Here is a 13,835-nt window from a genome sequence, read left to right on the forward strand (position 1 = left end):
TACTTCATTATACCTGTTTTCAAAAGAAACGAAACAAAAATTTCCAATTAAGAAGAATAAGAGATTTTTTAACAGAAATAAAAAAGTGTAACGATTCGCACAAAAGATTTGTTATAATACGTAAGGTTTCATTGATTAAGGAAAAAGAGAAGGTGGAAAAATGGGCAAAGAAGAATTGGCGAACCCTTTAGAAACCGAGAAAATCAGCAAATTATTTTTACGATACTTAATTCCATCGTTAGTTGGAATGCTTTTAATGGCTGTTAATTTAGCAGTTGATGGGATTATGGTAGGAAATCGACTGGGTCCTGTAGCGCTAGCAGGAGTGAACATCGCGGGTCCGGTCTATACAATCTTTGTGGGGCTATCGCTATGGCTTGGTATAGGTGGAGCGACACTTTATTCGCAAGCAATGGGACGGAAAGAGAAGAAGCGGGCGCAATTTATCTTTACCCATTCCATTTTATTAATCGGATTAGGGACTCTAGCTATTGGCGGACTTGCACTATTTTTCCATGAACCATTAGTTTATGCATTAGGAGCAAATGAAGAGACAGCGCCGTTTGCAGCGGCGTACATGAACGTTTTTTTGCTGTTTGGATTTGTGTTTACTTTAGAGAATGCGGCAAGTATTTTTGTTAGAAACGATGGGAATCCGACATTAGCAATGGCGGCACTTGTTACAACAGCATTTTCAAATGTAGGGATCAACTATATGATTTTATATGTCTTTGATTTAGGTGTACGTGAAATTGCGTTCGGTACAATCATTGCTGCCTTTTTAGGATTGCTCGTTTTATCTTCTCACTTTTTTACAAAACGAAGTCAGTTAAAGTTTGTGAGAGTAAAACTCGATGTCCCACTAGCAAAACAAGCGTTAACATTTGGTTTTCCGAGTTTCTTGGCAGAAGTAGGTATTTCCGTCTTTACGGTCTCACATAATATTATGTTTGCCCGTTTAGCTGGAACTGTTGGCGTGGCTGCTTTCTCTGTTTTAAACTATGTGCACGGAGTTATGCTGCTCATGTTTCTTGGTATGGGGGCAGCTGTCCAGCCAATTGTTAGTTATTTTCAAGGAGCAAATGAACATGAGAAGAAAAGGCAGCTCATGCGTTTAGCGATTCGAACAGGGTTTATTGTCGGAGCAGTTTGTTTTGTAATTGGTCAAGTGGCAGCGGTACCGATCGTAAATATATTTGGCGATTTTCCAGAAGAGGTGAAAGATTTAGCGGTAACAGGGATTCGCTTATTTTTTGTTGCTTATCTCGTTATGGGTGTGAACTTTGTGTTGATGACGTATTTCCAATCTATTGGAGAAGTAAAGGTTGCAACGTGGATTACAGCAGGAAGGCAAATTGTTTTAATGTTAGTCTTTCTCCTTACACTTCCGTTTCTATTCGGTGTTCAGGCAATTTGGCTGGCGATTCCATTAGCTGAACTGGCTGTACTATGTTTGATTATTATCTACTTAAAAAGAAGCAAAATTCGATTTGGAGAAAGGCGAATGTTTTAAAGTTGAAAGGTTTTTACTCCTCTTGGGTGTATACCTTTTGTCTTTACCAAATTACTTTAAAACGAACAGATGAAAAAAAGAACCTTAATGAGCGATCGTTCTCATAAAGGTTCTTTTCACGATTAATTATGCTTCTTTTTTGCATGATCTGTAACGGCTTGAACTGCTCGGGCTACTGATCCTTCAAAATCATCTCGGTGCAATGACTTAAGCCCAGCTTCAGTGGCGCCACCTGGGGTTGTCACTTGGTTACGTAAGTCTGTTGGCGTAAAGCCTGCCTTAAGCATTTCGGCACTTCCAGCTAGCATCTGCACTACAAGTTCGCGGGCTTGTGCTTGTTCCAGTTGAAAGGATTGAGCGATCTTTTCAAGTTGAATGACAAATTCATATACAAAAGCTGGAGCACTACCTGTAATTGCAGTTAGTTCATGGATAAGTGATTCGCTTAGTTGAGCGCCCGCTCCGATGGAAGAAACAAGAGTTTCAACATAACCTTTTTGAATATCTGATACATGGGAACCGTATGTATAAAGACTAATCGATGCGCCAGCTTGCGCCGCAGTATTAGGCATAATCCATGCAGTTGCTGAACCCTCAGGTAATTGGGCTTCAAGGTCAGAAGCACCGAATCCAGCAGCTACGGTTAATACCAGTTGTTGATTCACAAGCGGATGTAATGTTTCTAAGATGCTGGTATGGGCAGAAGGTGGAGCCGCAATTAAAATTACATCGACGTTAGCAACGACGTCAGTCCAGTTTTCGACAATTTCAATTTGATAGGATTGCGTTAGCTTGTGCAGATGATCCTTATTCGTGTGGTTACTTACGTAGACTGGAGAGAAAGCGGGTTCTGGTTGCGATAGTACACCTTTAAATACAGCTTCAGCCATTCTTCCAGCGCCAATAAATAAAATGGATGGCATAATGTTTCACTCCTTTTATCGATTAAAAAGACTTACGCAGTGTAGCTTAAGCGTAAGTCTTCTTTATTTGAAAAATCCATTATATGGTAAAATTATTTTAGGCAATTAAACTATATAAAGCTTACCAAATTGAAAAGAAAAAGTCTATTATTTTTTCACTTTTTTCTGCAAAATAAAGAGTACGTACAAAGAAAGGATGGGATGTGTATGAGCCGAGAACATGAAGAGGAGCGTGTGTTGCATCACGCACTTACTAAAATTGACTCTATGTATGAGCGTTTATCGAACGTTCCGATATACCGAGGCGATGATTTTACTCAACAAGTACTTGAAGGTCAGCGTCATTCTTTGAGGGAATCTTTAAAAACCGCAAAAATAGAACCTTATTTTGCGAGATTAGACTTTCTTGATTTTGAGGACCCTATTAAAAAAGTACTGTACATTGGCAAAGTTGGTATTCACGATGAGGAAGAAGATGAACCACTTGTGATTGATTGGCGTGCTCCAGTAGCCTCTCTTTTTTATAGTTTTAATGGAAGTGAAGAGGATGTGTATTATGATTCTCCAGAAGGAATTGTTGAAGGTGAAATTAAGTTAAAACGTAATGTGGTTATTCGTTCAAGGGAATTAAAACGAGTGGTTGATAGCTATGTAGAAGGGCAAGAGGCCAGTGGAGGAGATGAATTCCTTCTTTATAAATTAGGAGAGCAAAAAGATAATAAATTAAAGGATATCGTCTCCACGATTCAAACAGAACAAAATACAATTATACGTGCAGACGTTCGAAAAGCTTTAGTCATCCAGGGCGCGGCAGGGAGTGGAAAGACAACGGTAGCCCTTCATCGTCTTGCTTTTTTACTTTATGAATATCGTGAGAAGCTGCGAGCGGATCGGATGATGATCTTTGCTCCAAATGCGATGTTTCTTGATTATATCGCCCAAGTCTTACCAGAACTTGGCGTCGGGAATATACGTCAATCTACTTATGTAAGTTGGGGGATGACGATACTAAACGATACGTTTAGCGTTGAATCCACAACGGATCGAATGTTGACTCGTTTTGAAGGTTCAGAATCTCAGGAAAAGCAAAAAGAGATCATAGTAAAAGGGTCTCTTTCATTTCGACGTCAATTGAAAACACATCTCGATCACGTATTGGAAGGAAACTTGCCGAATAAAGAATTTATTCCTTGGTCCACAAAAAGGGTTTCGGAGAAGACCATTTTAAAGTGGATTCAAGAAGATTTTTCGAATTCAGCACCAATAAAACAACGTGAGCGTTTACAAGCTCGATTAAAACGATGGGTTGAAATTGAAGTGAAAGCTTATGAAGATGAAAAAGAACGAAAAAGCTATAAGGCAGAAGGTCTTAAAGCAGTTCGTGCGTATATGAATGGGTGGAAGAAACCGAATGTGTTAAAGATTTACGAAAGTTTTCTCAAACAGCAAGGACTGAACAAATCAAAAGATTTGCAAAGCGGCTTGTTAGCCTATGAAGATTTGGCACCAATTCTTTTTATTCATCAAGAATTGCACGGGATTGAGAAAGAAAGTCGTTTTGATCACCTCGTATTAGATGAGGCGCAAGACTTATCACCTTTCACGCTATCCATTTTAAGAGACAATACGCGAGCAGGTGGATTGACAATTCTTGGTGACCTTGCTCAAGGCATTCATGGAGAAGAGGGAATTTTAACCTGGGATTCCTTTGTGGAAGTATTAGACCACAAAGTTGCATATGTGCAAATGGAGAAAAGTTACCGTTCTACACTGGAGATTATTGACTATAGCAATAACATTTTGCAAAAAGTGAGCAATCATCCTCCAACGGCGAAACCTGTATTTCGTAGCGGAGAGCCTGTTCAAGTGATGAGGGAAACGTCAGATTTACTTTTTGAATGGCTCGAACGTGTTCAAGGTTACGAATCGGTCGCGATCTTATGTCGATCAATTGCCGAAAGCGAAAAAATCTATCAGCAACTAGTAGACACTCCTATCGAAGTTACGTTAATTCGTGCAAACGATAAAACGTATAAAGGAGGCGTATCGATTTTGCCGATTTATCTTTCAAAAGGGTTTGAATTTGATGCTGTCCACATTATAAACGTAACGCCAGAGCTTTACCCCAACGATGATCAGCACTGCAAATTACTTTATGTTGGCTGCACAAGAGCACTTCATTCTTTAACGTTATCATATCCAACAACAGCTTCAGAAATTATACAAGACGATCAGTAGAAAGAGGAACGAACGCCGTTCCTCTTTCTTTTTTATGAGAATAATGTAGAAAAAAAGGAGGATTTATGGTGAGAGAAAGCGTAGTTAAATACTTAGCCATTGGTGACTCATTAACAGTCGGTTACGGCTCATCCTATCACCAAGGTGGCTTTGTCCCTGTTTATAAAAGCTTTGCTGAACAAGCATTAAACACTCGTGTACGCACGATGAATATCGGGGTAGATGGTTTTACTGCAAAGCAAATTTATGGTGTTGTGCGTAGTCAGTCACCTAACTCTATTGCCGAAGCGAATCTCATTACGATCACTGGTGGTGGGAACGATTTATTAGGAGTATTGCAGGGTGGAATAAATTCAGTTACGCCAGCACTTATGGATCATGCTATAAAAGATGCAATCTATTATTTACAACAAACGGTTGGGTACATTACAAAGATAAAAAAGCAGACAAACGTCCCATATCGAATTTTCGTTTTCAACAGCTATAACCCACTTGGGTCAATCCCCATTGCGAATCGGTTTATTTCTGAATTTAATCGCGCATTACAATCTATTACCCGCTATCCAAATGTACAAGTAGTTGACGTTTACCGCGTCTTTAAAGGAAACGAGCGTGCTCTTCTCTATCGTCGAGACCATGTTCATCCAAATGACAAAGGTTATCGGTTAATGGCGGAAGAGGCAGCAAAAAAAGGATTTATGCTTAAATCTGTGAATTAGTTCAATCGTGAGAAAGAGAGGAGGCGGTGATTGTCCATTTGATTACAATTGTACATGATCAAGACGGGGCGCTTTTATCAGCAATGAAAACCTACTTGAAGCGGGTGTCCTCCATTTACAACAGAATGTATATAATCATAAGCGAAAAGAAATGGATTTAAAACGTTCCGAAAAGGAGCAGTCATTCAAGCTAAGTTTGTAAATGGACTATGTTACCGTGAACAAAATCGCGCAGTAGAAGAGGATCCTGTTGTAAATTGGGCCAATCGTATTAAACTTTCTTCCTTTATAGCAGAAACCATATTAACCCATCATTATTAAGGTACTTCTAACTAGATTTATATATTTTTCTGTATGTTTTACATAGTACATTAGGCGCGAACGTTGTATACTATTAATAGTTGAATAACTTTCATAAGTGACAATTAAGGATATTTTATGGAATAAGATCATTTCATAATAGCTTTTAAAAGGGCAAGTAACGAACGATAGTTAATAACTTTAATTTCAGTTCATTCGAAAAGGAGGATCGAACGTGAACCCGCGCTTTGTAAAATTAATTTCTGCTACTTTTTTTGTTTGTGTTGCTGGTGTGATTGTTTTAGCTGTTACAGGACAAATTTAAATAGATATGATGAAAACGGTCCACAATACATTTATAATTTTATGAATACGTTACAAAAATTCTAAGTCGAACTTAGAATTTTTTTATTGGATTACGAGTAAATCGTTAGATTGTTTATGGATGATGACAATCATTCTAGTGTTTGCACTTTAAAAATAAGCTATGATAGAGAGAGATCTTTTGGGTTGTGTACGATGTAGAAGGGGTCGATTCATTTGAGGACAGTATTTTCATATTTGTTGCCTTATAAGTGGGCTGCAGGGATTGCATTTATTTTCATGTTGTTAGAGCTGACCGTTGAATTAATTCAACCGCTTTTATTGGCTCGAATTATAGATGACGGCATTCTTCAAGAAGATTTAACAACGGTTGTGGTCTGGGGAAGTATCATGATTGGTTTATCATTACTTGCTTTTATAGCGGGGATTTTAAATTCATTTTATGCAGGTCATGCAGGTCAAAGTACGGGTTTTGATCTACGAAACGCCATGTTTAAAAATATCCAGCGTTCGAGTTTGGATAAACTCCAGCCATTTGCAACATCTTCATTAATGACACGGTTAACGAATGATATTACGCAAATACAAAACACGATTTTTATGGGTTTACGCATTATGGCCCGTGCACCATTACTTGTGATCGGTGGTGCGATTATGGCTTTTATCATCAATGCGCGCCTTGCTTTTTTTCTCATTATTACAATTCCAATTTTAATTCTATTTCTTCTTTGGATCTTAAAAAAAGGTGTACATATTTTTAGCTTAGTGCAAAATCAGGTTGATCGCGTAAATCATGTTGTCCGTGAGAACTTAACCGGCATCCGTTTAGTTCGGGTATTTGTAAGACGTTGGCACGAAATTGAACGCTTTTTTGCTGAAAGCGATGCATTAAGGCATCGTATGGTGCAAGCGTTTCGCTTAATGGAATTAACCATGCCAGTTCTCTTACTATTAATGAACAGCTCAATTTTACTCGTTTTATGGTTTGGTAGTTTTCAAATTGAGAACGAGACTGCTCAGGTGGGCGATGTTGTGGCAATTGTTAATTACGCAACGAGAATTACGTCTGCTTTAGGTGTATTTGCGATGATTATTATGGTGTTTTCCCGCGCTCGTGCTTCTGCATTGCGAATTGAAGAGGTTCTACTTGAACCTGATGATGAGCTTAGTGAAAGTGTGAACCAGCCTGCACCTCCTACCCTTAAAGGTGAATTGACATTTGAATCTGTTTCGTTTTCGTATGAAGGTCAGAAAACCGACGTGCTAAAAGAGATTTCGTTCAATGTTAAACCTGGGGAAACTGTTGCCGTTTTAGGAGAAACGGGATCAGGTAAAACATCGCTTTTTCAGCTTATTCCTAAATTATATGAAGCAGATAAAGGTGAAATTAAAATTGACAACACCTCAATCAAAGAATGGAATATTCAGATGGTACGAAAGCAGCTTGGTTATGTCCCACAATCCATTCGTTTATTCTCCGGCACAATACGAGAGAATATTGCTTGGGGTGTTCCAGATGCTCCGATAGAAGATGTTCATTTGGCAGCGAAAGCAGCGCAGATTCATGAAACAATCGAAAAACTTCCTGATGGTTATGACACAAAAGTTGGTCAACAAGGTGTTAATTTATCAGGAGGGCAGAAGCAGCGGATTTCCATTGCAAGAGCTTTACTTCGAGAACCGAAAATCTTGCTTTTAGATGACAGCACTAGCGCCCTTGATACAAAAACAGAAGAACGGTTTTTAAAAGCGCTTGAACAGTATTCCTGTACAACACTGATCATTACACAAAAATTATCAACTGCGAGACAAGCCGATAAAATTTTGCTGCTGGAGTATGGACAAATTGAAGGCTACGGAAGCCATGAACATTTAATGGAGAAATCTACGTTTTACCGCAAAATTTACCATTCTCAATACGGAAAGGAGGGATAACATGTCGTTAAAATCGATTTTAAAAGAGCCTTTTCAATACAAGAGGATCGATTGGCGAGGTTACACATCTAGTCAAAAGCAAAGTGAGCCTGGCAAAGCGGTTCACCCTCATGCTGCTCGAGCTGGGAAGGCTCAAAAAGCGAGAGATTGGAAACAAGCTACTAGAAGAATTCTTGCCTACTTAAGTAAACGTAAAGGGTCCATTTATCTTGTCATGATTCTCGTTGTTTTAAGTTCCTTGCTCACGCTAGTAGGCCCTTTCTTAATTGGCTACGCCATTGATAACCATATCATTCCAGTTAATTTTGATGGCTTAGGTGTCATTTTAATTGGCTTGCTTGCGTCCTATATCGCGTTGTCGATTGCTACATTTTTTCAAAACTTCATTATGGTCCGAGTTGCTCAAGCAACCGTATTTGAAATGAGGGAAGACTTATTTCAACATATCCAGCGTTTGCCCATTCGCTTTTTTGATAAAAGACAGCATGGAGACATTATGAGTCGAGTGACAAATGATATTGAAAATATATCGGCAACGTTAAATTCTTCTATTGTGCAGATTCTTTCAAGTGTCGTGACGTTTGTTGGGATTTTGGCAGCGATGCTATGGCTATCGCCTATTTTGACAATCATTACGATGACGGTTATCCCGCTTATGTTTTATGGGTTAAAGTGGATTACAAAACGAACGCAAATTTTCTTTAAAGAACAACAGCGAACCCTTGGTCAACTAAATGGCTATTCCGAAGAAACCATCGCTGGTCAACAAATGGTAAAGACTTTCTCAAGAGAAGGGGCTGTCATTGAAGGCTTCACTGAAAAGAATCAAGCTCTAAGAGGGGCAGGATTTTGGGCACAAACCTATTCTGGCTTCATTCCCAAAGTCATGAATGTATTGAACAATTTAAGCTTTGCTGTGATTGCATTTGTTGGTGGTGTCATGGCGGTTAACCAAGTTGCAGGGATTACGGTGGGGATGATTGTCATTTTCGTGGAGTATGCGCGGCAGTTCACGCGACCGTTAAACGATTTAGCAAATCAGTTTAATACACTTCTTTCTGCTTTGGCAGGGGCTGAGAGGGTTTTTGATATTATGGATGAGGACCCAGAGGAAGATCCGGATTCGTCGGTTTCCTTAAAAAATTTGAACGGGTCTGTTTCATTTAAGCATGTGAGTTTTGCGTATGAGGCGTCCCCCATTTTAAAAAATGTCTCCTTTAATGTGAATCCAGGTGAAACCGTTGCGTTTGTAGGACCAACCGGAGCAGGGAAAACAACGATTATTAATTTACTCACTCGATTTTATGATGTGAATGAGGGTTCAATTGAAGTGGACGGGGTTGATTTAAGAAAAGTAAAGCGAGCCGACTTAAGAAATCAGATGGGCGTTGTGTTGCAAGATTCCTTTCTGTTTCAAGGGACGATTATGGAAAATATTCGTTACGGACGACTGACTGCCACCGATGAAGAAGTGTTTGAAGCAGCATCGTTAGCGAATGCTCACGGCTTTATCGATCGATTACCTCAAGGATATAAGACGAAATTAACCCAAGATGGCGGAGGGATCAGTCAAGGACAGAGACAGTTGTTGTCGATTGCACGAGCTCTATTAGCTGATCCGAAAATTTTAATCCTAGACGAAGCAACATCAAGTATTGACACGGTTACTGAAATGAAGATTCAAGAGGCGCTAAAGCGATTAATGAAAGGAAGAACGAGTTTTGTGATTGCACACCGCTTAAATACGATTGAAGCAGCAGATAATATACTTGTTTTACAAGACGGCGAACTAACAGAAATGGGTTCTCATGAAAAGCTAATGAAGAAACAAGGATTTTATTACGACCTTCAGCGCACAAAAAATATGGATGCAATTCTTTAAACTGTAGAGGAATGATGCAAAGGGTGTCGAAATGTATTAAGCAAAGTGAATAAAGGGGATGCTTCGTGACATGGTTATCGAAAAACTCATTATCAATGTATTTGCCATTGTAATCCCCGTGCTTATCTATAGCTTGCGTGCTGAAGGAAGTTGGAAGATTCAACGCTCGTTAACAATGTTTTTGTTTATGAGCGTTGCGGTTATTTTTTGCATGCTGTTTTCAGTTGAATTTGATGGGGTCCAATGGGACTTACGTTATATACCTGTTTTACTAGCTTTTTTATATGGTGGCAAACGAGCAGGATGGGGCGTAACTGCTGTAGCAGTTGTTGTGAGACTTATACAAGGGGGGGACTTAGCGTTATTAGGCGTAGGTCTTATCTTATTAACAGCTTTGTTTTTCGGTGTATTTGTTAGTCGTTTTTTTACGTTACCGCCAAAATGGTCCAGAGTAAAGTATGCAGCCATGCTTTTGCTATTTCCTGCTTCGTTGCAAACGTTTATTACGATTCTGTTTATTTACAATTATTCCAGCGGAGATTTTGGCCTATGGATCGTTGGTTTTGAGTATATTGCCTTCCTTGTAGCAACAGTCGTTTTAATTGGGCATTTCTTTGAGACTCTATTGGAAAGAGAGCGCATTGTTGCGGAATTAGTTGCAACAGAAAAAGATCATTCAAAAGGAGAATTAGCTGCTTCAATTGCTCATGAAGTTCGAAATCCATTAACCGTTGTAAAAGGTTTTGTGCAATTATTGTCAGAAGATAAACAACATGCTGAATATCACAAACTTATTTTGAGTGAACTAGATCGAGCCGAAGCCATTATTCATGATTATTTGCATTCAACTAAACCACAACAACACGCTTCTTTTCAGCTAGAGAATACAGTATCTGAAGTCGTCGCGTTGTTAACCCCGTATGCTGACGAACGCTCCATCTCTCTCTCTGCACGTACGGAAGTAAACGCAGAAGTGATGGGGAATGAGAATAAATTGAAGCAGGCCTTAATAAATTTTATAAAAAATGCCATTGAAGCATCGAATTCAAATGGTGCTGTCGTCGTCTATTTAATGCAGCATAAAGGACGAGCTGTTATTGAAATTATTGACGACGGCGTCGGTATGACTAGACAACAGTTAAAGCAACTTGGGACGGCTTATTTTACGACAAAAGAGGATGGAAATGGAATTGGCACGATGGTATCCATTCGCATGGTTGAGATGATGAATGGGATTGTTACGTTTAAAAGTAAATTAGGCAAGGGAACAAAAGTGGTTATTTACCTCCCGACAAAATGAGGTTGGGCTACATCGATATCCATTATAATAAAGCAGACCCTATTTAAAGGATCTGCTTTATTTTTATTCAGTTTAAACATAGTTCTCTACAGATACAATGTCTCCAGAGCGTAAAGATGTGTCTTCAACAATTTGTAATAAAGCCGTTGCAACGACCTGAGCTGAACGTAACTTTCCAGAAGAATGATACTGTTTAAACTGGGAGACAGCAGGAAATTGATTTTCATCGTAGCTTCTAATCGTCGCCTGCATATCTGTGTCCATGATGCCTGGATTAAATCCTATAATAGAGACAGGGGACGTTGTATCTTGTTGTTCAGCTGCAATGGACTTTACCATCATATCAAGGGCTGCTTTGGAGCTTGAATAACTCGTCCATGCAGGCACGGGGCTAGAGGCTGCTCCTGAGGTAATAAATACCATCCTTTTATATGCTTGAATATCTTGGGAAAACCCTAAGAATTGATTACTTAATTCTAATGGAGCAACAAAGTTAACCTCCATATGATTGCTGAACTTCGCATCTTTTAATGTCCCTATTTTGCCAACTGGATCAAGAATAGCAGCATTGTAAATAAATACAATGTCAGATAGAGGTTGAACGTTTATTTCCTTTAATACATTCTGAAATCTTTCCCCTCGTTCGTGGGTAGCACCTGCATCATAATAAATGTATGTGAAGGAAGGGTGCTGTTGAAGCGACGTTTTTGGTTCATTTCTTGATAAACCAAATACCTCATACTCTTGTTCGAGAAGTTGCTCAACAACTGCAGAACCTAATCCCTTCGAAACGCCAACGACAATCGCAATTTTCATAACAATGCCTCCTTTTGTAGAAAAGTGTACCTTGAAAGAATTTGGACCGCAATGAATGTGTGTTTGAAAGATGAATTACGTGGAATAATACAATGGAGAATATGAATGTGTATATACGATGGAGGAATGATTGAATGACCTTTTCGTCAAAAACGCGTAAAACATCAATTCAAGAGATGCAGAACAGCGAATTAGACTTATTGATTATTGGCGGTGGAATTACTGGCGTTGGTACAGCCCTTGATGCGGCTACTAGAGGATTAAAGGTTGGGTTAATTGACATGCAAGATTTTGCTGCAGGAACCTCTAGTCGTTCAACGAAACTAATTCACGGTGGTCTTCGCTATTTAAAGCAATTTGAAATTAAACTTGTGGCTGAAGTTGGTAAGGAACGAGAAATTGTCTATGAAAATGCTCCGCACGTAACAACACCGTTAAGAATGATGTTGCCTTTTTATAAAGGGGGCACATTTAATTCGTTCACAACATCAATTGGCTTACGGGTTTATGATAAATTAGCTGGTGTAAAGAAAGAAGAAAGACGGACGATGATGCGTTCAAAGCAAGCTATAAAACGAGAGCCTATTTTAGCACCTGAAGACTTAAAAGGTGCAGGCATGTATGTAGAATATCGAACAGATGATGCTCGCTTAACGATGGAAGTTGCCAAGACAGCTTCTCTCTATGGTGCGCACTTGGCGAATTATGTAAAAGCTGAATCGTTCACATATGAAAACAACCAAGTGAATGGCGTTGTTGCAAGAGATTTACAGACGGGGGATGCGGTTGTCCTTCATGCTAAAAATATTGTCAATGCAACAGGACCATGGGTAGATACATTAAGAGAACAAGATCGCTCCAAAAAAGGGAAAACCATTCATTTAACAAAAGGGGTGCACTTTGTTTTCTCAAAACGACATCTTCCGTTAAATCAAGCGCTCTATTTTGATACCCCTTATGATGATGGACGAATGATGTTCGCGATTCCTCGTGGAGAGAAAGTATATGTTGGAACAACAGATACAAATTACAAAGGCTCAATGAACGAACCCGGCGTTACACAAGAAGATATTGAGTATATTGTTGGGGCGATCAACGCACGGTTTCCAGACTTTCAACTTACGAAAAAAGATATCGAATCAAGCTGGGCTGGTTTGCGACCACTTATTCACGAAGAGGGAAAGGATCCATCAGATATCTCGCGAAAAGATGAGATTTTTCTTTCTGAAAGTGGATTAATTACAATTGCTGGCGGGAAGTTAACAGGCTATCGAAAAATGGCAGCAGATATTGTTGATCGCGTTTGTGAAACCCTGGAAGCAGAGGGAATGGATACATACCCTCAGTCAAAAACGAAGCACCTTGTTTTAAGTGGGGGGAAGGTTGGTGGTTCTGATCGCTTAGCCCATTTCCAGAAGGTTCATATTGAAGCAGGTGTGAAACTTGGATTGAATGAAGAAATGGCTCGGAAACTTGTCGAGCGTTATGGATCCAACGTGCCACAAGTTTTTGCTTATTTAGATGATCCTCGTGCGGAAACGTATCAATTACCAAAAGATGTTTGGGCATCATTGCTTTATGGCATTCATCACGAAATGGCATTAACCCCTGTTGATTTCTTCTTAAGACGGACGTCAGATTTGCTTTTCGATGTCCAAACAGTAACGACTTTCAAGGATCAAGTCATTGATGCAATGGGATCGCTATTAGAGTGGAGCGAAAACGAGAAAGCCAATCATCAAACTGAGTTGGAAAAACAGCTGCATTACCTGACACTCGCACATTTAAATTAAAGATGAACAAGACGACTTGCTGGACAAATTGTCTAGCAAGTCGTTTTTTATTGCAATCAATCTTTATTTTGGTATAATGATGAGATTGTTTT

9 protein-coding genes are annotated in these 13,835 nt (G+C 39.3%); 7 read left to right on the plus strand and 2 right to left on the minus strand.

Going from position 1 to position 13,835, the window contains the following annotated elements:
- Positions 1-160 precede the first annotated feature (160 nt).
- Complete coding sequence (locus ABC361_RS06250; protein ID WP_413073201.1) at positions 161-1,513, plus strand: MATE family efflux transporter; 1,353 nt, start codon at positions 161-163, stop codon at positions 1,511-1,513.
- Positions 1,514-1,635: 122 nt separating this feature from the next.
- Here ABC361_RS06250 and proC read toward each other — a convergent pair whose 3' ends face one another.
- Positions 1,636-2,436: a pyrroline-5-carboxylate reductase gene (proC, locus tag ABC361_RS06255; RefSeq protein ID WP_413073202.1), complete on the minus strand. Its 801-nt coding sequence runs from the start codon at positions 2,434-2,436 to the stop codon at positions 1,636-1,638.
- A 207-nt stretch (positions 2,437-2,643) separates the two neighbouring features.
- On the opposite strand from proC, the gene ABC361_RS06260 reads away from it, so the two are divergent.
- From ABC361_RS06260 to ABC361_RS06280, 5 genes are all read left to right on the plus strand, one after another.
- Positions 2,644-4,674 carry a HelD family protein gene (locus ABC361_RS06260; protein WP_413073203.1) on the plus strand — a complete coding sequence of 677 codons (2,031 nt, stop codon included), beginning with the start codon at positions 2,644-2,646 and terminating at the stop codon, positions 4,672-4,674.
- 68 nt (positions 4,675-4,742) lie between these two features.
- Positions 4,743-5,393, plus strand: coding sequence for an SGNH/GDSL hydrolase family protein (locus ABC361_RS06265; RefSeq protein ID WP_413073204.1), 651 nt, complete (start codon positions 4,743-4,745; stop codon positions 5,391-5,393).
- A gap of 840 nt (positions 5,394-6,233) precedes the next feature.
- A complete protein-coding gene (locus ABC361_RS06270) occupies positions 6,234-7,952 on the plus strand; it encodes an ABC transporter ATP-binding protein (protein WP_413073205.1) in 1,719 nt (572 codons plus the stop codon).
- Position 7,953: 1 nt separating this feature from the next.
- Complete coding sequence (locus ABC361_RS06275; protein ID WP_413073206.1) at positions 7,954-9,834, plus strand: ABC transporter ATP-binding protein; 1,881 nt, start codon at positions 7,954-7,956, stop codon at positions 9,832-9,834.
- A gap of 70 nt (positions 9,835-9,904) precedes the next feature.
- A complete protein-coding gene (locus ABC361_RS06280) occupies positions 9,905-11,134 on the plus strand; it encodes an ATP-binding protein (RefSeq protein WP_413073207.1) in 1,230 nt (409 codons plus the stop codon).
- Between the two features lie 72 nt (positions 11,135-11,206).
- Here ABC361_RS06280 and ABC361_RS06285 read toward each other — a convergent pair whose 3' ends face one another.
- Positions 11,207-11,950 carry an SDR family NAD(P)-dependent oxidoreductase gene (locus tag ABC361_RS06285; RefSeq protein WP_413073208.1) on the minus strand — a complete coding sequence of 248 codons (744 nt, stop codon included), beginning with the start codon at positions 11,948-11,950 and terminating at the stop codon, positions 11,207-11,209.
- Positions 11,951-12,084: 134 nt separating this feature from the next.
- Here ABC361_RS06285 and ABC361_RS06290 point away from each other — a divergent pair, with 134 nt between their 5' ends.
- Complete coding sequence (locus tag ABC361_RS06290; RefSeq protein WP_413073209.1) at positions 12,085-13,743, plus strand: glycerol-3-phosphate dehydrogenase/oxidase; 1,659 nt, start codon at positions 12,085-12,087, stop codon at positions 13,741-13,743.
- The last annotated feature ends 92 nt before the right edge of the window (positions 13,744-13,835 follow it).

The organism is Shouchella phoenicis (genome assembly GCF_047238345.1).
Classification (GTDB): Bacteria; Bacillota; Bacilli; order Bacillales; family Bacillaceae_D; genus Shouchella.